14 protein-coding genes are annotated in these 18,921 nt (G+C 67.5%); 4 read left to right on the forward strand and 10 right to left on the reverse strand.

Annotated elements, in window-relative coordinates; genetic code table 11:
* Positions 1-100 precede the first annotated feature (100 nt).
* The 5 genes from BM287_RS01590 to BM287_RS01610 form a co-directional block, all read right to left on the reverse strand.
* Positions 101-1,162 carry a LacI family DNA-binding transcriptional regulator gene (locus BM287_RS01590; RefSeq protein WP_090034964.1) on the reverse strand — a complete coding sequence of 354 codons (1,062 nt, stop codon included), beginning with the start codon at positions 1,160-1,162 and terminating at the stop codon, positions 101-103.
* An 84-nt stretch (positions 1,163-1,246) separates the two neighbouring features.
* Positions 1,247-2,233, reverse strand: a complete 987-nt coding sequence (locus BM287_RS01595; protein ID WP_090034961.1) for a glycoside hydrolase family protein — start codon at positions 2,231-2,233, stop codon at positions 1,247-1,249.
* A gap of 3 nt (positions 2,234-2,236) precedes the next feature.
* A complete protein-coding gene (locus BM287_RS01600) occupies positions 2,237-3,160 on the reverse strand; it encodes a carbohydrate ABC transporter permease (RefSeq protein ID WP_090034959.1) in 924 nt (307 codons plus the stop codon).
* The gene (locus BM287_RS01605) at positions 3,157-4,116 is read right to left on the reverse strand and encodes a carbohydrate ABC transporter permease (protein ID WP_090034956.1); all 960 of its coding nucleotides are present in this window, start codon (positions 4,114-4,116) and stop codon (positions 3,157-3,159) included. Before BM287_RS01605 ends, BM287_RS01600 begins: the two co-directional genes overlap by 4 nt.
* Before the next feature lie 69 nt (positions 4,117-4,185).
* Positions 4,186-5,478: an ABC transporter substrate-binding protein gene (locus BM287_RS01610; RefSeq protein ID WP_244527814.1), complete on the reverse strand. Its 1,293-nt coding sequence runs from the start codon at positions 5,476-5,478 to the stop codon at positions 4,186-4,188.
* Between the two features lie 182 nt (positions 5,479-5,660).
* On the opposite strand from BM287_RS01610, the gene BM287_RS01615 reads away from it, so the two are divergent.
* On the forward strand, positions 5,661-6,677 hold the full coding sequence (locus BM287_RS01615; RefSeq protein ID WP_090034951.1) for a LacI family DNA-binding transcriptional regulator: 1,017 nt from the start codon (positions 5,661-5,663) through the stop codon (positions 6,675-6,677).
* A gap of 11 nt (positions 6,678-6,688) precedes the next feature.
* Here the strand turns inward: BM287_RS01615 and BM287_RS01620 are convergent, their stop codons facing one another.
* The 5 genes from BM287_RS01620 to BM287_RS01640 form a co-directional block, all read right to left on the reverse strand.
* Entirely contained in the window at positions 6,689-7,759 is a 1,071-nt protein-coding gene (locus BM287_RS01620; RefSeq protein WP_090034948.1) for a phenylacetaldoxime dehydratase family protein, read from the reverse strand.
* 184 nt (positions 7,760-7,943) lie between these two features.
* Positions 7,944-8,498 (reverse strand): RNA polymerase sigma factor, encoded by a 555-nt coding sequence (locus tag BM287_RS01625; protein WP_090107261.1) that lies wholly within the window; start codon positions 8,496-8,498, stop codon positions 7,944-7,946.
* Positions 8,499-8,610: 112 nt separating this feature from the next.
* Positions 8,611-8,817, reverse strand: coding sequence for a hypothetical protein (locus tag BM287_RS01630; protein ID WP_090034943.1), 207 nt, complete (start codon positions 8,815-8,817; stop codon positions 8,611-8,613).
* Entirely contained in the window at positions 8,814-9,275 is a 462-nt protein-coding gene (locus tag BM287_RS01635) for a hypothetical protein (RefSeq protein WP_090034941.1), read from the reverse strand. The genes BM287_RS01630 and BM287_RS01635 overlap by 4 nt, the downstream gene beginning before the upstream one ends.
* A gap of 89 nt (positions 9,276-9,364) precedes the next feature.
* Entirely contained in the window at positions 9,365-10,681 is a 1,317-nt protein-coding gene (locus BM287_RS01640) for an FAD/NAD(P)-binding protein (protein WP_244527830.1), read from the reverse strand.
* Between the two features lie 445 nt (positions 10,682-11,126).
* Here BM287_RS01640 and BM287_RS01645 point away from each other — a divergent pair, with 445 nt between their 5' ends.
* From BM287_RS01645 to BM287_RS18170, 3 genes are read left to right on the forward strand one after another with little or no spacing between them, the layout of a single operon-like run.
* Positions 11,127-16,733, forward strand: coding sequence for a beta strand repeat-containing protein (locus tag BM287_RS01645; protein WP_090034935.1), 5,607 nt, complete (start codon positions 11,127-11,129; stop codon positions 16,731-16,733).
* Entirely contained in the window at positions 16,730-17,188 is a 459-nt protein-coding gene (locus BM287_RS01650; RefSeq protein WP_090034932.1) for a hypothetical protein, read from the forward strand. The genes BM287_RS01645 and BM287_RS01650 overlap by 4 nt, the downstream gene beginning before the upstream one ends.
* Positions 17,189-17,192: 4 nt before the next feature.
* Complete coding sequence (locus BM287_RS18170) at positions 17,193-18,875, forward strand: sigma-70 family RNA polymerase sigma factor (protein ID WP_090034928.1); 1,683 nt, start codon at positions 17,193-17,195, stop codon at positions 18,873-18,875.
* Positions 18,876-18,921 lie beyond the last annotated feature (46 nt).

An 18,921-nucleotide genomic window follows, 5' to 3' on the forward strand; every position in this document is an offset into this window, starting at 1 on the left:
ATCGATTCGACGTGGGCGATTCCCGGGCGGCCGCCCCCATCCGTTATCCGGCACGCGGCAACCGTATCAGCCGCTCAGCCGGTGCTCCGGCGGGACGGGTTCACCTCGTCTCGCGTCGCGCGGCCGGGTCGAGCTGGGCGACGGAGTCGCGCAGCCTGATCGGCATCGTGACCAGCTCGACCCCCGGCTCGCGCAGCCCGAGCACCTGCTCCACCCCGATGGCGGCCATCTCGTCGTAGGGAAGACGAACCGTGGTGAGCCCGGGGCGGAGGTACCCGGCCAGTTCCTCGTCGTCGAACGAGATCACGGAGATATCGTCAGGGATGCGCAGGCCCGCCTGCCAGAGCGCCTGGTAGGCGCCGAACGCGACGTTGTCGTTCGCGGCGAGGATGGCCGTGAGCCCGGGATGCTCGCGCAGCAGCCGGGTCGTGACGTCGTAGCCGACGTACGGGCGCCACTCCGGGACGACCGTTCGGACCGGTTCGATGCCTGCGGCGTCGAACACCTCGTAGAGACCCTGGAACCGGCGCGCGATCGTGACGCTCCGACGGGGATCGCCGGCGACGTGGGGTACCTCGCCGATGACGCCGATCCGGCGGTGACCCGCGCGCACGAGCACGTCCGCCACCATGCGGCCCGCCTCGTACTCGTCGGGCAGCACCGAGGGGAGGCCGTCCGGGGTCGCACCGTTCACCACGACCACCGGAAGCGACGACGGCATCCGGATGTCGATCATCCGAGCGTAGGTCAGGCCGAAGACGATGCTGTCGACGTGCCGGTCCAGCATGCTGTCGATGGCGCGCTCGAGCCGTGACGGGTCGCCCTCGGTCTCGGCGATGAGAAGCGTGTGGTCGTTCGCCTCGGCGGCGCGGATGGCGCCGCCGATCATTCCCGAGGCATACCGTTCGATGGTGACCCGGTCGGAGATGAAGCCGATGGTGCGAGTGCGCTTGAGGCGCAGGCTCTGCGCCATCGGGTTGGCGACGTATCCGAGCTCAGCGGCCGCGGCGCGTACCCGTGCCGCCGCGTCGGCGGAGAGCCGCGATCCCGGGCGATCGTTCAGGATCTTGCTCGCGGCGCCTTTCGAGATCCCGGCGCGTTCGGCCACGTCCGCCAGAGTCGGCCGTCGGCCCTCCAGCGGGGTCGGATCTCCGTTGCGCATTCCCCCAGTATCCTCAGATTCGAGGAAGACGGCGCTCTCGCGACGGAGCCGGTCGACGTATCCGAGCTGTCGGAGGGCAGCCCGTCACGACAGCAGGGCGTGTGGCTGGACGCCCTCCGCGATCGGTTCCCCGAGACGGATGCATCCGTCGTGGATGGCGATCGGTCGAGGATCGCTGACCCCGCTGACGAACTCCCCGTCCATGTTGGTGTTGTGGAAGGCGAGGAACAGGGGTCGCCCGCTGTCGCGTTGCTCGACGACCCGGCCGACGTAGAGGTCGCTGCCGGTCACCTGTTGGGCTGTGCTCGGATCCCAGACACCAGCCGCGTCGGCCAGGACCGCCCACACGCCTCCTGTCGTGCCGGTGCTGCGGCGCTCTTCGGCGAGGTCGGCGGCCAGGCACGAGAAGAAGAGAACGTGTTCGCCGTCGATGTGGGCGGTGTTGAGCACCTCCAGCTGGCCGAAGCCGCTGCCGGGCTGGCTGAGCGGTGGCTGGAGTTCCCAGTGGTCCAGGTCACGCGACACCGCGGTTGCTATCACGCCGCGATCGTCCGGCCGGCCGTGGTTCGAGCGCGCCGTGATGAGCATCCGCCAGGCGTCGATGCGCTCGTCCCGGTACACCCACGGGTCCCGGAAGGCCTCGTCGTGCCAGTGACCATCGGACAGCCGCTCGTACCAGCGGGTGTCCGCGGTGAGGATCGGGTTGCGGTCGCTCTTGGTCCACTCGTAGAGATCGGGCGAGGTCGCCATGCCGATGCTCTGCACGTTGCCCGCGTCGGTGAGGACGGTGCCGGTGTAGAACATCCGCCACAATCCGTTCTCGTCTCGGACCACGCTGCCCGTCCAGGTGGCGAGCTCGTCGAACGCCGGGGCGTCGCTTCGCACGAGAGCGTCCACGACGCGTGTCCAGGTCACCAAGTCGTCGGAGACGGCGTGGCCCACGGACGCCCGGTAGTGCCGCGTGTCCGGGTCTTTGAGCGCCTTCGAGGCGTACAGGAAGAACAGGTGGTACTGCTCTCCGTCGTCGGCGATCCAGAAGTCCCAGACCCAGCTTTCGGGGAGTGCGAACATGCGTCAGCCTTTCAGCCCTTGTGAGGCGATGGAGTTCACGAACGACCGCTGGAAGGCGATGAACAGCGCCAGGACCGGGATCGTGATGATGCTTGCGTAGGCCATGATCTGGCCCCATGAGGTATTCAGCTGCTTGAAGTAGTCGATTCCGACCATCGCCGGGCGCACCGCTTCGCTCTGGGTGACCATGAGCGGCCAGAGGTACTGGTTCCAGGCGGGCAGGAAGGTGAGGATGGCCACGGTCGCGATCGCCGGACCGGCCAGCGGCATGATGATCGACCGGTAGATGCGGAACCAGCCGGCGCCGTCGACGCGGGCGGCCTCGTCGAGCTCCTTCGGGATGGAGTCGAAGTACTGGTAGAAGAGGAAGATGGAGAACGCGTTGGCGATGAAGGGCACGATCTGCACGGTGTAGGTGTCCAGCCAGCCCTGCACGAGCTGGGACCCGTCGAAGTACGGGAGCTGATTCACCTCCCACAGCAGCGGCAACGCCATCACCTCGAAGGGCACGATCAACGTGGCGAGGATGACGCCGAGCGCGATCCTGCCGCCCGGGATCCGCATCCGCGAGAGCGTGAACGCAGCCAGGGAGTTCACGATGATGCCGAGCACCACGGTGCTCACGGAGATGATGATCGAGTTCAGCAGGAACTGGGCGAACGGCACCCGGTCGAACACCCCGAGGTAGTTGTCGAAGCTGAGCTTGCCGACCGGGAGGAAGGCCTGGATGCCGCCGAGGTCTCCGAAGATCTGGGTGTCCGGTTTGAAGCTGGAGACGATCATGAACACCAGCGGCAGCCCGAACACGAGGGCCAGCAGGATCTTGAGTGCGAGGGTCAGGCCGGCGCGCCAGCCGGCACGGCGACGAGTCCTCTGTGCCGTGTGGGCGGTCTCGATGTCGGCGATATCGCGGATGGTGGCGGTCATCGTCGTGCCTCCTTGTCGCGGGTGAGGAAACGCTGGATGAGTGTCACGATCAGCACCAGGACGAAGAACACCAGCGAGATCGCTGACGCGTATCCGGTCTGCTGCTGCTGGAAGCCACTGCGCACGGCCTGGAACACCAGCGTCGAGGTGGACTTGATCGGGCCGCCCTGAGTCATGATGTTCACCTGCGAGAACAGTCCGAATGCGGCGATCGTGATGGTGATGAGGATGAAGGTGCGCGTTGCGCGCAGGCCGGGCCAGGTGACGTTGACGAACTGCTGCCACGGCGTCGCGCCGTCCAATGAGGCGGCTTCGTAGAGCTCAGCGGGGATTGTCTGCAGTCCAGCCAGCCAGATGATCATGTGGAAGCCCATCGCCTGCCACGCCGACATCAGGATGATGGCCAGGAGCGCCCAGTGCGGGTCGCCGAGCCAGTCCGGGCCTTGGATGCCCACCCGGGAGAGCAGCACATTGATCAGACCGTTCTTCTGGTAGAGGAACAGCCACAGCATGGACACCACGACGATCGAGGTGACCACCGGAAGGAAGTACACGGTGCGGAAGAAGGTCGTCCCGCGCGTTCTGGTGTTGACCAGTAGGGCGAGGACGAGGGCGAGGCCGGACTGCAGAGGCACGATCACCGCGGTGAAGATGATCGTGTTGCGCAAGGACGCCCAGAAGGTGTCGTCGCTGAAGAGGGCAGTGAAGTTGTCCACGCCGACGAAGTGAGCGGGCTCGGGTGACACCAGCCGGGCGTTCGTGAATGCCAGACCGAAGGTCAGCCCGATGGGAATCAGCAGGAAGGTGATGATCAGCACTGCTGCAGGAGCGAGCATGACCCACCCCACGATCCCTTCCCTGCCGTGGCCCCGGGTGTGCCGTGCCTTGGCGCGAGGCGGGTGGTCGGCGTTGCGCTCGGCCTGAAGGCTCGATTCGGCCCTTGTGATGGTTGTCATGGTGACGTCCTTGTCCGTCCGCCGGGAGGCCGGCCGCCCGCGCAGCGGACGACCGGCCTCCCATCGGGGCTACTTGAAGTAGTTGTTCGACTTCTGGTTGGCGTCGATGTCCTTGACGGCCTGGTCCAGAGTCGCCTTCGGGTCTGCGCCGTTGACGATATCCTGCGCCGCCGTGCCGAAGGCGGTTGCGATGAACGGGTAACCCGGGGTGACGGGGCGGACTACCGCCGACTTCTTGGAGATCTCACGGAAGATCTCGTCGTCCCCACCCGGCTGGTAGGCCGGGATCTGTGCGGCGGCGGCATCCGTCGCCGGAATGTTGCCGGTGGCCTTGGACACCAAGGCGACGTACTTGTCCGCGGAGGCGAACTTCAGGTACGCCTCGGCGCCGGCCTGGTCGTTGCAGGTCTTGGACATGCCCCACTGCCAGGAAGCACCGCCGACCTTCGCACCGTGGCCGAGGTCGACCGAGGGCAGGAAGACGGCGTCGTCCTTCAGCGAGGCCCGGATCCCGTCAGCCACCCAGTTGCCGTCGTAGAGGATGCCGGTCTTGCCGTTGATGAAGTCCGCTGTCGGGTCGGCTGCCGACTTCGCCGCGATGTCGCCGCTGCTGACCAGGCCGCGCATCCACTTGGCCCAATCGATGGCCGCGGAACCGTTCAGCACGCCGTCGGCGGTCTTGTAACCGTCTCGGTTGATGAGGTCCCCACCGAAGCTCTGCAGGAACGGCGAGTAGGCGTACGGCCACCATTCACCTGTCTGACCGGTTGAAAGGTCGGCCGGGTACTGGAACTTTCCGGTCGCCTTCAGCTTGTCCAGCGCGTCCTGGAACTCTGCCTTCGTCCACGGCTGGTCGACCGTGGGGATGCGGATCCCGGCGGCGGTCAGGGTGGACTTGCGCGAGATCATGGCGAGCGCCGCGTCGTAGAAGCCATACGAGTACGTCTGCCCGTTGTACTTCCCGACGGTTGAGGGAAGGAACGTCGACAGTGTCGCGTCCAGCCCGGTCAGCGGCGCGAGATAACCCGCCCACGCCCAGTTCGGCACGTTCGGCCCGTCGATGTCCAGGATGCACGGGAGCTTCTTCGAGGCCGCGGCCGCCGTCACCGACTGGTTGTAGGAGTCCTGCGGGAACGCCTGGACCTTGACCTTGTACTTCGACTGGGACTTGTTGAAGTCCGAGACGATCGTCTCGATCGCACCCAGTTCGCCCTTGTTTCCGGCGTTGTGGGTCCAGAGCACCAGCTGTCCGCCGCTCGAAGAATTGCTACCGCCGCCTTGAGCGCAGCCGGTGAGTGAGAGGGCCGCGGTGGCCGCGACGACGGCCGTGGCGACCAGTGCCCGGCGTTTGGTAATCCTCACGATGTGATCCTCCATTGGATATGTGATTGCCGGACTCGACGGGATGCGGGTCCGTGGTAAACGCGTTTAGACGCTCCCTAAACCCGTTTAGCTTGGGAGAAAGTAGCACTAGTATGGAAGCGAGCGCAAGTGGATCGTGACTTCGGTCCGCCCGATGCGATCGGGACCACAGAGGGAGGGTAATGGTCGAGCGGGTGACGATCGCCGATGTGGCAGCCAGAGCGGGGGTGTCGAAGGCCGCAGTGAGCCTTGTCCTCAACGACCGTCCCGGTACGTGGCTCTCCGCCGAAGCGGCCGATCGAGTCCGCCGCATCGCTGAGGAGCTCAACTACCGGCCCAATCCCGCAGCTCGGACCCTCCGGTTCGGGAAGGCGCCGCTGATCGGCTTCGTCTCCGACGATGTGACGCTCACTCGTTACGCCTCCGCGATGATCCGGGGCTTGCTGGATATCGCAGAGAGCCAGCAGCATACCGTTCTGATCGCCGAGACCGGGCATCATCCGGAACGGCTCGAGGGCGTACTCGGCGCCATGTTGGACAGCCGCGCAGCGGGTCTCATCTTCGGATCGATGGCCGCGCGGCAGATGAGCCTGCCACCACTGCCCAAGGATGTCCGCGTCGTGATGCTCAACGCCACCACGACGACCGCTCATCCGGTGGTCCTCCCGGATGAGCGCGCAGCGGGCGCGGCGATGGCCCGGCTGCTCGTGGAGGCAGGGCATACCCGGATCGCTCTCATCGGCCGCGTCGCGCCCGAGCTGCTCCCACCGGAGGAGTCGGTGACGATCCTCGACCGTTTCGCCGGCATCGACAGTGTGCTGGCCGCCAGCGGAATCCGGCTCGTCGCCGACCTGCACTCGAGAGTGTGGGAACCGCACCTCGGCTATCGACTGGCCACCGAGTTGATCAGGAGTGGCGCGGAGGTGACGGGACTCATCTGCCTGAACGACAATCTCGCCTTCGGTGTCTACCAGGCGTTCCAGGAGCAGGGTATTCGAATACCCGACGACATCTCGATCGTGTCCTTCGACGACGACGTCTTCGCTTCCATCCTGAGGCCGACGCTTTCGACGGCGAGGATCCCGTACGAACAGATGGGGAGACAGGCCATGGAGCTCGCGCTGGCAGGCGAAACCACTCCCGCCAGGCATCTCATCCCCATGCCCGTCATCCAGCGCGAATCGATCCGCCGGTTGTGAGCAGCGATCGACTATCGGCCGTTGTCTGACCTGGCTGCGCCGAGCATCCCGGTCGTGGGGTGGCAGTTGTGGTATTCGAAGTGCTGTTCTTCGCGCCTGAGGACGTAGACCTCGTGGCTGAGGCGGAGGCGGGCGCCGGCGTTCGCCTGGAGGAACCTCATGGCGGAACCGAAGATGGCCAGGTGGGTGGGATGCGAGCTCGCCCAGCGCTCCAGGTCCTCCAGGCTGCGCCAGAAGCTGAGGCCGAAGGTCTGAGGGAGCAGTCCGCCGTCGGCGCCGGTGCTGGTCAGGTATCTGTTCGCGTAGCAGCCGATCGAGGAGCCGCCGGCGGTCAGGAAGTCCATGCCTGCACGCAAGTGGGGCTCGACATCGCCGAAGTAGGAGTCGCGTTCGGGCTGCTCGCAGCCGCTCCAGTCCTGACCTGAGCGGATGATCGCGAGATTCTCGTGGGGCTCGACGTGAATGATGCCGGAACCGCCCGGCACGGAGGGTGCGCCTTCCGGATCGAGCGTCTCGGTCTGCGAACGGGGGAGACGATCGCGCATGCTTCCCCAGTACCCGTGCTCGCGGATGTCCGCGCTGAAGCCATCGGCGGCCACCTGTGCGACCCCCTCCGGGAAGGTGTTCGACGAGTACAAAGTCTCCAAGCCTGTCGCGGCCGGGGTGACGGCTTCGATCCACCGGCCGTGGTCCGCAAGCTCCGCGTTCGAGCCGATCACGGAATCGCGGTTGCCGGTGAACCAGCGTCGATAGGCCTCGACGTCGTCCCAGTAGGCGATGATGACCAGGTTGTCGAACCCCTGCTCATCGGTATGGGTCGCCCGCTCGCGCGATGACGGCCCGTTCTCTCCGGAGCAGAGCTCCCAGATCTCGGCCGAGGCCGCCCTCGCCGCGGTCGACAACGGTCGAGCGCTTTGAACGCCGAGGAACGCGCACGCGACAGCACGGACGGTTTCGGGGAAGCGTGCGGAGTAGGACGGGTACGGCGGCGTCCGGCCATCGTCCCCGCGTGGTGACCGGCTTCCCTCGACCCTGAGGTGCGCCGGGATGGCTGATTCAAGCCCTGTCTCGTTCGAGTCCATGCTCTTCCCTCTCGCAATCGGCTGCCGGCCGGCAGCTCTTTATGGCAGACCGCTCCGTACACCGTCAAGGTCCCGGACTCGCTCTCCCAGTGATCTCAACGGACTCACCCCCGGATGGGGGTGATGCGGATGGTCACGCCTCGTGGGTGCTCATGCGGCGCCAGGCCGCGGCGGCCGGCCGGGATCAGGGTCGGGTGAACGGGAGCTGGTCGCCGTGCCAGAGGGTGCGGAACCGGTTGCGTGCCCGCATCGCGAGGATGGTGGTGGCGTTGTAGCTGATGCCGAGCTGTGACGCGGCGGCGCGCACGTCGTACCCATGGACGAGCATGAGAACGAGGATCTGCCGGTACTGCGGAGGCAGTTTTGCAAGAGTCTCGCGGACAGCGAGGCGGTCGAGCGAGGGCAGGGCATCGGGATCGTCGAGGCTGTGCTCGTCGAGCGTGACGGCAAGGCTGAGCGACGCGCGAGCGCGAGCGTGCCGGATCGCTGAGCGGTGGACGGCGGTGGCCAGGTAGGGCCGGAATGCGGTCGTGGGGCCGCCGCCGGCCCGCAGGACCACGTAGACACTGGTGAAGGCTTCGGAGACCGGGTCTTCTGGGTCCCCGTGCGGATCGGTGTGCCGGGCGACGCTCAATGCCAGAGGTCGATGGCGGATCCAGAGTTCGGCGTAAGCGCTGGTCTGCCCTTGCCGAACCCGGGAGATCAGCTCCGCGTCGGCGTCACGAAACGTGTCGTCCATCACGACCCGCACTCAATGGGCTGCGCATCTGAGATCTCCTTCGCCGGTGACCGCATGTGGTCGGCCCACGCTATCAGCTCAATCGGTTGAGCACCATGAGATCGTGCGGTGACTAGCCGGGAGCCACGGAAAGACGCTGCTTGAGGCTCTCGAACGTGTGGTCCTTACCGATGCCGCAGGTGCACGCCATGGCGATGGGGGCGCCATCTCTGCTGCTGAGGTAGATCTCGAGGTGAGCGCTCTCGTCACGGTCTCCGCCGGCGCCCGCGGCGAAGTGTTCGGGTTCTGCGCCTGGATCGGCGGGATCCGCGAAGGTCATCGCTGACGCTCCGGGTCTCGGTTGTCACGTCGAAGTGCGCCGGAGAGGATGCCGGCGGCGATGTCCTCACGGGGCATGCCGCTTTCGGCGCTGCGGATGGCAAGGTTGTCTGCGATCTCCCGGGGGACGTGGATGGTCAAGGTGACGGTGGCCCCTTCGAGGAACGGCCGGCCTCCCTGAGGCAGGGGGAGGCGGATGGAGGTCTCATTGGCGAGGAACCCTTTGCTGCGGAGCGTGTCCATGTAGCGGATCGCGCCCCGGCGGCGGACGGTGAGCGACCCGTCACGGATCGCCAAGGCCACCCGGAGGGTCGGCACGTGCAGGGTGCTCGTCAGGCTGACGAGGGGCACGAATCGGGGCAGCTTCTCGATCAGGTCCTCGGCGATCGCCGCGCGCAGCAGGACCCACGGCGGGTCATCGCCCGGGGGCGTATCTGCGGTCTTGGTCATCACGTCCATCTGGAACCTCGCTCTCGCCTTAACAGATGAGATTCCCGCTGTTCTATTTCACTCACGTGCACCGTCGTTTCCGGGAAGGGTTCCACCTGCTAGGCGGAGACCGCCGCGAACTCTTCTCCGAAGGCCTCCGCGTCGGACTCGGCCGGCCGGCTGGTGACCTGCTCGACCGCCTCGCGCGCCTGGGCTACGGCGACGCAGAGCGCGCTGGAGGTGAGCCGGGCGATGCCCGCCGTGGGTCCGATCGCCCAGATCCGTTCCGGCTGCTGTCGCCCGGGAAGGACCACCCGCAGGGTGTCGTCGAGCTGGGTGATGGGCCGCGTCCCCGCAGTCGGCGGGCCGAGCCGCAGCCCCGTCGAGCTCCCGTGGAGGGGGTAGGCGTCGGTGCCGATCGCCGACACGACGAGCGGGAACGCCTCCACGTCCACGTCGTCCAGCCGGGCAGGGGTGACCGCACCGGTTTCGATGTGGCGGTTCAGCATGGTGGCGGTGGTGGCCATCACCGAGGTCAGGTGGCGCCAGACGAACGCAGGCGGGTCGCTGAGTTGCAGCGATCTCGAGCCCAGCAGGTAGACCACATCTGCCAGTGCATCCTGCCACGGTGTGTCCTCGGGAGAGGCGGCGTCCAGGTCGCGCCGAAGCTGATCCGCGGGGTGACCGGCGGGTTCAGGGAAACCGGCGAACGAGCCCTGCCGGTCGATCGAGAACCGCTCGAGCACCGTGCGCAGGTGCAGTTGCTCGCGCCCTGGCTCGACCATCACCGTGCCCGTGCGCAGAGTGCGGGTCCGGACCGCCGGGAAGTATCCGGATCGCGAGACGATGGTCACCTCCACCCCGGCGTTGGCGAGCACGAGCGCCGCATCGATTCCGCCCGATCCCATCCCCACCACCACCGCGCGCTCGGGAGTCCGGTCGAGCAGCGGGGTGGTCGGGTACGGTGACACACTCGGCGGGCCGGGCACCAGGCGTGCCGGCCCCGGCCCCATCGCGAGGATCACGTCCGTCGCGGTGAGCGGGGCCCCCGCGGCGAGGCGCACGAGGTAGCCATCCGGAGCCCGGGTGATGCTCGTCACCGTCCCGCGGACAGTGACCGTCTCCACTCCCCGCGATGCCGCCACCCGCCGGTAGTGCTGGAAACGCGAGGCCGCGTACCGCCCGACCAGATACCGGGGCACCCCGTTCGGATCCACGCTCGGCGGCAGGTACGACAGGAAGTCATCCGGAACCTCGGGAAGCAGTGACCCGATGTGCGCCGACGTGTTGCACAGCAGATGCGGTGCGGGATCCCCGAACACCGCGGGATAGTCCTCCAGGGCCGGGTCCACGATCGTCACCCGCGACCCGGGGCTCAACTGCGTCGCCAGTTGGATGAATGCTGCCGTTCCCGTCAATCGGCCGCCCACAACCATCACATTCTGCATTTTCGAGACCTCCCGATCGTCACCGCACAGCGCCTGCCGAAGTGGCATGCGACCCGACCCCGCTACGGCGGATCGAACGCAGCGCTAACAGTGGCGACCCTCCCGACCCGACCGAAAGTCCTCACTTACACGGACAGTGCAGTGCACTCGTTGCCGGGACGACGTGTCTGCGCCGACCGGCCGGCCGGACCAGCATCGCCTGTTGTCCACAGGCTGAGACGGGGATCGCGCGACGTCGTCGGCATGCCGTCGGGCCGGTGCCGACCGTCCCGATCGGGCATGGCCCATACCCCCCGAACTGGGGCCGACAAAGCTGGGATCCAGGTGTAATCCATGGCTGCAATTCGGCTCTTAACCTGTGAGGCGGCTTATACGACCCTTCGGGGCGGTCGTCTCGCACTTCTCTGGAAGACCGCAAGGTGAGGGGCCGAGAATGAGTTCGAACACAGCAGCCGTACTGGAGCTGACCGGGGGGTCACGCGGGCCGCGTCACCGCGCTCGCCTACGCGATCGTCGCTGGCAGCCCAGCCGACTCGTCGCGTTCGTGCTCGCGATCACGACGGCACTCATCGGCATCACCATCGGCACCAGCCCTGCGTCCGCGGCTGCGGGTTCCCCATGGAGTACGACGACCCCTCAGGTATTTATCTCGACGAACACTGCCGGCGGGACGACCCTTTACCAGGCGGTAACGGACGGAACGGGAACTACCACGTTCTCGGCACAGGGCGTAGCGAGCAACTTCGTGTACAACTCGATCGGGTTCTGGACGGTAGACGGGTACATCTACGGCGTCGCGTCGACTACTGGTACGACGAGCAGTGGGCAAACCGTCAACGCCGGCGACCTGATCCGCATCGGGCAGGGCGCATACACCACGCTAGTGAAGACGGGACTGACCCCAGGGACGACAGGCACTGGGACAGTGTGCGGCAACACGTATTACGTGATCGGCGGGGCCGGCGCCAGCACGACGCTTTACTCGTACAACCTCAGCACAGGCGTGGTGTCGACCACCACAATGTCGTCGGCAGCGCCTTCGAATTCCGCCGACTTCACCTGTATCGGTGGATTCCTGTGGGGTGCAGATAACGCCAACCACATCTACCGGCTGAACCCCACCACGGGTGCGCTGACGGTGTACACCGTCTCGTTCCTGGAGACCGGCAACCTCGGCTTCGGGGCGGCCTGGACCTACGGCAACGGCAACCTCGGCATCGATAACAACTCCACCGGAGACATCTACCAGATTAAGATCACCAACCCCGGAGGCGCCACACCGACCTTCACCCTGGTGGCCATGTCCAACGGCCCCTCGGCTGGCGGCATCGACGGAACCTCAGTGCCGGGCAACCCAACGGATCTGTCGATCTCCAAGACCGGACCAGCAGCCTTCTTGCCCGGAAACACGATCAGTTACACCCTGACGGTAACCAACAACGGAACAGGAACATCGTCCGGATTCGTTGTCTCGGACACCGTTCCTTCGCCGCTGACGAATGTCGCCGCCAGCAGCAGCGGCTGCTCGATCAGCGGGAACGCCGTCACCTGCGTCAGCGGCACTCTGGCGGTGGGGGCGTCGCAGTCGTTCACGATTACCGCCTCGACGCCTGCCGGTATGACGGCGTGCGTGACCAACACGGCCAGCGTCACGGCTAATGAGACGGATCCGACCAGTGGGAACAACACCTCGAGCGCGACAAGCTGCCCGGCGGCGGTGTCGTTGGTGAAGACGGCGAGTGTGCCCAGCTACAGTGCGGCGGGTCAGTCGGTGACGTACACGTTCACGGGGAAGAACACCGGTGCGGTGGCGTTGCACAATGTGCAGATCGCGGAGGGCACCTTCACCGGGTCGGGGACCCTGTCGGGGTTGACGTGCAACCCGGCGTTGGGTGGCACGCTCGCGGCGGGGGCGTCGATGGTGTGCACGGCGACGTACACGACGACGCAGACGGATGTGAACGCGGGCTCGTTGGCGAACACGGCCACGATCACCGGCCTGGACCCGTTGAACGAGACGGTGACCGCGAACAGCGGGGTGACGGTTCCTGCGACGCAGTCCCCGGCGATCGCGTTGCTGAAGACGGCGACGCCGACGACGGTGACTGCGGCAGGTCAGGCGGTGGCGTATTCGTTCCAGGTGACCAACACCGGGAATGTGACGTTGACCTCCGTGGGGCTGACGGAGAGCGCGTTCTCGGGCACCGGTTCTCTGTCAGCGATCTCCTGCCCGACGACCACGTTGGCGCCGGGCGCGTCGACGACCTGCACGGCCACCTACACGGTGACGCAGGCGGATGTGGATGCGGGGAAGGTCGACAACACGGCGACCGCGCACGGCACTCCGCCTGCCGGGGCTGCGGTGGTGTCCACACCGTCGACCGCGACGGTGACCGCGACTGCGGCGCCGGGTGTCGCACTGGCGAAGTCCGTGTCGCCGTCGACGGTGACCGCGGCGGACCAGTCGGTGACGTATTCGTTCAAGGTCACCAACACCGGGAACGTGACTCTCACCGGTGCGGGGATCACCGAGACCGCGTTCACCGGGACGGGAACCCTGTCGGCGATCACCTGCCCGACGACGACGTTGGCGCCGGGCGCGTCGACGACCTGCACGGCCACCTACACGGTGACGCAGGCGGATGTGGATGCGGGGAAGGTCGACAATACGGCGACCGCGCACGGTACCCCGCCCACCGGGGCGGCGGTGGTGTCCACCCCCTCGTCGGCGGAGGTGCTGGCTCCGGCTGCGCCCACGTTGACGCTGGTGAAGACCGCGAGCCCGAACACGCCGGCCAGCTACACCGTGGGCCAGCTGGTGACGTACTCGTTCCTGGTGACCAACACCGGCAACGTGACCCTGTCGAACCTGTCGGTGAACGAGACGGTGTTCACCGGATCCGGCACCATGTCGGCGACCACCTGCCCGGTCACCACGCTGACGCCGGGCGCATCGACCACCTGCACGGCCACGTACACGCTGACGCAGGCGGATATCGACGCGACCAAGGTGAACAACACGGCGACCGCGCAGGGCACCCCGCCCGGCTCGAGCACCCCGGTGCTGAGCAACCCGTCGAGCACGCAGGTGCCGATCACCGGGAACCAGGCGATCAGCCTGCTGAAATCGGTGTCCCCGTCGTCGGTGACCGCGGCCGGTCAGACGGTGACCTACTCGTTCCAGCTCACCAACACCGGCAACGTCACCCTCACCGGTGCGGGGGTGACCGAGACCGCGTTCTCCGGGACCGGAACGATGTCGGCGATCTCCTGCCCGACAACGACGTTGGCGCCGGGGGCGTCGACGACCTGCACCGCGACATATGCGGTGACGCAGGCCGATATCGACGCCGGAACCGTGACCAACACGGCTCTCGCGCACGGCACCCCGCCCACCGGCCCCGACGCGGTCAGCACACCGTCGTCGGCGACCGTCACGGCGACCTCCCTCCCGGCGATCGGGCTGGTGAAGACCGGCGCGATCACGACCGGGACGGGGAACGCGGGGGACACGATCACCTACACCTTCACCGCGACCAACACCGGCAACGTCACCCTCACCGGAGTGGCCATCACCGACCCGCTTCCGGGACTGTCCGCCCTCACTTATGGCACCTGGCCGTCGGGCACCGCGGGAACGCTGGCTCCGGCGGAGTCGGTCACGGCGACCGCGACCTACACGATCACCCAAGCCGACGTGGATGCGGGCGCTGTGACCAACCTGGCCTCCGCGACCGGAACCCCGCCCTCGGGCCCGCCGGTGACCGGGACGGACGGGGTCACCATCCCCCTCACCCAAGCTGCGGGAATCACCCTGGTGAAATCCGCCACCCCGACGACGGTCACCGCGGCTGGTGACACCGTGACGTACTCGTTCGTGGTGACGAACACCGGGAATGTGACTTTGACCTCGGTCGGGGTCACGGAGACGGCGTTCTCCGGGACGGGGACGGTGTCGGCGATCACCTGCCCGGCCACGTCGTTGGCGCCGGGCGCGTCCACGACCTGCACGGCGACGTATGCCGTGACGCAGGCGGATGTGGATGCGGGTTCGGTGACGAACACGGCGACCGCGACCGGCACCCCGCCGGTGGGTGCTGCGGTGGTCAGTGCGCCGTCGACCGCGGTGGTGACCGCGACGTCGGCTCCGGCGATGTCGATTGTGAAGTCGGGGACGATCAGCTCGGGCACGGGGAACGCGGGTGACACGATCACCTACACGTTCACGGCGACCAATAGCGGGAACGTGACGATGACCGGGGTCACGATCAGTGATCCGCTGCCGGGCTTGTCGGCGCTGACCTACGGCACCTGGTCGTCCGGGACCGCAGGGACGCTGGCTCCGGGGCAGTCGGTGACGGCGACCGCGACCTACACGATCACCCAAGCGGATGTGGATGCGGGCGGTGTGACGAACGTTGCCACGACGACGGGGAACCCGCCGTCGGGTCCGCCGGTCACCTCCCCGCCGGGTGGGACCACGATCCCGCTGCCGGCGACCCCGGCGATCACCCTGACCAAGACCGCCACCCCCACGGTGGTGACCGCGGCTGGTCAGAGCGTCGACTACTCGTTCGTGGTGACGAACACCGGGAATGTGACGTTGAGCTCGGTCGGTGTCACGGAGACGGCGTTCACCGGCACCGGGACCCTGTCCGCGATCTCCTGCCCGGCCACCACGTTGGCGCCGGGTGCGTCGACGACCTGCACCGCCACTTACACGGTGACGCAGGCGGATGTGGATGCGGGGATGGTGACGAACACGGCGACTGCGACAGGGACCCCGCCGGTGGGTGCTGCGGTGGTCAGTGCGCCGTCGACGGCGGTGGTGACCGCGACGCAGGCGCCGGCGGTCACGGTGGTGAAGTCGGCGTCGCCGAACGCGCCGGCAAGCTACGTGGTCGGTCAGCTGGTGACGTATTCGTTCGTGGTCACCAACACCGGGAATGTAACGCTGTCGAACGTGTCGGTCACCGAGACAGCGTTCACCGGTTCGGGGACGATGTCGGCGATCACCTGTCCGGCGACGACGTTGGCGCCGGGGGCGTCCACGACGTGCACGGCGACGTATACGTTGACGCAGGCGGATATCGATGCCGGTCAGGTGGATAACACTGCGACTGCGCAGGGCACGCCGCCGGGGTCGGGCACTCCGACGGTGAGTGGCCCGTCGAGTGCTCGGGTGCCGGCGTTGCCGGATCCGGCTGTCAGCCTGCTGAAGTCGGGGAGGGTCACCTCGGGCACGGGGAAGGCGGGTGACACCATCACTTACTCGTTCACGGCGACCAACACCGGGAACGTGACTCTGACCGGGGTGAGCATCACCGATCCGCTGCCGGGGCTGTCGGCCCTCACCTATGGTGCGTGGCCGGCGGGGGCGGGGACGTTGGAGCCGGGGCAGTCGGTGACGGCGACCGCGACCTACACGATCGCCCAGGCCGATGTGGATGCGGGGGCTGTGACCAACCTGGCGACTGCGACCGGGAACCCGCCGTCCGGGCCGCCGGTGCAGGGGCCGGGCGGGAGCACGGTTCCGTTGCCGCACGCGCCGGGGGTGAGTGTGGTGAAGTCGGTGTCCGCGCAGGGTGTGGTGCAGGCCGGGCAGGCCCTGACCTACACGTTCGTTGTGACGAACACTGGTGACACCACTCTCACCGGGGTCACGGTCAGCGACCCGCTCCCGGGGCTGTCGGCGCTCACCTACGGGGTGTGGCCGTCCGGGACCACCGGCACCCTGTTGCCGGGTGAGGAGGTCACTGCGACTGCGACCTACACGGTCACCGCGACCGACGCGGCCGCCGGGAAGGTGGTCAATACCGCCACCGCCACCGGGAACACCCCGGGCGGTGGGACGGTGCACACGCCCAGCAACACGGTCACCGTGACCGTGCAGCCACCGGCGCTGCTCACCACCGTCGGCGGGGTCCTCGCCCACACCGGTGCGGACATCTGGCCCTACCTGGGTGCCGGGGCGCTGTCGCTGCTCGCCGGGGCCGTGCTGCTGGGCACCGCGATCATCCGCCGGAGGAAGAGCGCATGACCCGCGTCGCACGCGCACCCATCATCGGTGCCCTGGTCCTCGCGGCCGTCGGGGCAGGGCTGGCCGGGTGCACCCCGGCCAGCCCCCACCCCGCCCCGACCGGTGCGGCCAGCACGGCCACCCGCACCCCCAGCACCGGGCTGGTCCAGGACCTGACCCACCAGCCGGGGTCGCAGAAGGACTACGTGGGCGCGCTCAAAGACGTCACCGTCACCAGTTGCGACACCGGCAGTTCACCCGCCGCGTTCAAAGGGAAGGTGACCAACCCGACCACGAGTGAGCAGTCGTATCGCATCTACGTGTCCATCCTCGCCGGCGGGAACACCCTCGGCATCAGCGAAGTCGATATCGCCCATGTCCCCGCGAACACCACCAAAACCTGGACCGGAAGCCTGAAGCTGTCGAGCCCCGGAGCCCGCTGCGTCCTCCGCGTCGAACGCACCGACAACAACTGACCCGGTGACCGAGAAACAAGACACCGGCCGGCCCGCGTCCACCTCCAGCCGGTCACGCGCCCACGCCGGCAGGGCCTCGGATGCGGAGCTCATCCAGGCAGCGCGGGGTGGGGACAAGAACGCGTTCGGTGTGCTCTGGCAGCGGCACTGGACCGCCGGACGTGCGTTCTCCGCGGCGATCACCACACAGGATGCCGATGACGTGGTGTCGGAGTCCTTCGCCCGGATCTTCAAGGCCATGCAGTCCGGGAGCGGACCACGCGGCGCGGGATTCCGCTCCTATCTATATGCAGTGATCCGCAACACCTCGGCCGAGTGGGGGAGGCAGAGCAAGGAAGTCGCGGTCGAACCAGGAACACTGGACCTGATCGAGGACGACACCTTCGGCGAGAATGCGGTGATCGCAGCCCTGGATCGCACCCTCACCGCGAAAGCCTTCAGCACCCTGAACCCGCGGTATCAGGAAGTGCTCTGGTACAGCGAAGTCGAGCAACTGCCGCCTGCCGAGCTCGCACCCATCCTCGGGATCAAACCCGGAACGGTCGCCGTGCTCGCCTTCCGTGCGAAGGAACGCCTCCGCCAGGCATGGATCCAGGCTCACGTATCCTCGGCCGAGCCCGGAACCGAGCACCACTGGGTGGTCAGCCACGCCGGCGCCTACGCCCGCAACAAGATCGAGCCGGAACTCGCCTCCCGTGTCGAGGACCACACCGGCGAGTGCACAGCATGCGCTCTCGTCATCGGCGAAGCCACCGACGTCGCCGGCCGGCTGCGGGCCGTCCTGCCCCTGATGCTCCTGGGCGGCGGGGCCGCCTCCGCATACTTCCTCAACGGGCCGGCACCGTCGGCTCAGGCGGCCACGCTCGAGCATGCTCACCAGGTCACAAGCTCCAGCCGCGCAGCACCCGTGAAGCACGCAGCTCTCCTCATCGGGCTCGTGGCCGGCCTGGGAGCAGTGCTCCTCGCCAGCTGGAATTGGCGGGGAGACCCCCGGCCCACCACCTACGAGGTCGCAGCCCCGACCGCCGCGGCCTCAGCCACCCCGGCGCCGACCCCGCCGGTTACGGCCCAGCCTGTGCCGACGCCCAACCCCGCACCCACGCCGTCACACCCCGTACCACCGCCTTCAGCCGCGCAGTCTGACTCCCCGCCGCCCCCGGTGGTCATAGTCGTGCCGATCGTGCCCGGGCCACCGGTGACCGTGACGGTCATCGACCAGGGAAGAACCGGGCTCTTGCTTCCTCTGCTGCAGGGAACCGCCGCGCCCGGCGCCCGCGTCGTCCTCAGCGACCAGGGCGGCGTCATGGCCTTTACCACAGCCGACGCCTCGGGAGCCTGGTCCGCTCCACCGCTGACCGGGCTCGCCGCCGGCGAATACACCCTCACCGCGGCGACCCCGACGGGCAGCACCACCGCCTCCCTCGTCGTAGCCACACCCCCCGCCCTCGGCTATACGGCCGCGGCGGGTGGACTCACCCTCACCCTGAACGGCGTGCCAGGCGCGACCGTCACCCTCCGCGGTGACGGGAAGGCCGGGACCTGGTCCGATCAGACCATCGGCAGCAGCGGGACCACTCAGGTATGGCTTCCCTGGACACCGGGAACGCACACCCTCACCGCCCTGTACGGCACCGGCGACCGCACCGGAGCAGCAGTGAACGCAACGGTCACCATCCCCGCCTCCTGATAACCACGACCATCTCGCGGTGGGCGGACTGTAAGAATTCGGCGCA

Source organism: Leifsonia sp. CL147, from assembly GCF_900114565.1.
In the GTDB taxonomy this organism is placed as follows: Bacteria; Actinomycetota; Actinomycetes; order Actinomycetales; family Microbacteriaceae; genus Leifsonia.

What these genes read in the sequence shown, in the direction of transcription:
- BM287_RS01645 (WP_090034935.1), top strand. Translation starts at nt 11,127, where the DNA reads ATGAGTTCGAACACAGCAGCCGTACTGGAGCTGACCGGGGGGTCACGC.
- BM287_RS01615 (WP_090034951.1), top strand. Translation starts at nt 5,661, where the DNA reads ATGGTCGAGCGGGTGACGATCGCCGATGTGGCAGCCAGAGCGGGGGTG.
- BM287_RS01635 (WP_090034941.1), bottom strand. Translation starts at nt 9,275, where the DNA reads ATGGACGTGATGACCAAGACCGCAGATACGCCCCCGGGCGATGACCCG.
- BM287_RS01595 (WP_090034961.1), bottom strand. Translation starts at nt 2,233, where the DNA reads ATGTTCGCACTCCCCGAAAGCTGGGTCTGGGACTTCTGGATCGCCGAC.
- BM287_RS01650 (WP_090034932.1), top strand. Translation starts at nt 16,730, where the DNA reads ATGACCCGCGTCGCACGCGCACCCATCATCGGTGCCCTGGTCCTCGCG.
- BM287_RS01590 (WP_090034964.1), bottom strand. Translation starts at nt 1,162, where the DNA reads ATGCGCAACGGAGATCCGACCCCGCTGGAGGGCCGACGGCCGACTCTG.
- BM287_RS01630 (WP_090034943.1), bottom strand. Translation starts at nt 8,817, where the DNA reads ATGACCTTCGCGGATCCCGCCGATCCAGGCGCAGAACCCGAACACTTC.
- BM287_RS01620 (WP_090034948.1), bottom strand. Translation starts at nt 7,759, where the DNA reads ATGGACTCGAACGAGACAGGGCTTGAATCAGCCATCCCGGCGCACCTC.
- BM287_RS01605 (WP_090034956.1), bottom strand. Translation starts at nt 4,116, where the DNA reads ATGACAACCATCACAAGGGCCGAATCGAGCCTTCAGGCCGAGCGCAAC.
- BM287_RS01640 (WP_244527830.1), bottom strand. Translation starts at nt 10,681, where the DNA reads ATGGTTGTGGGCGGCCGATTGACGGGAACGGCAGCATTCATCCAACTG.
- BM287_RS01625 (WP_090107261.1), bottom strand. Translation starts at nt 8,498, where the DNA reads ATGGACGACACGTTTCGTGACGCCGACGCGGAGCTGATCTCCCGGGTT.
- BM287_RS01600 (WP_090034959.1), bottom strand. Translation starts at nt 3,160, where the DNA reads ATGACCGCCACCATCCGCGATATCGCCGACATCGAGACCGCCCACACG.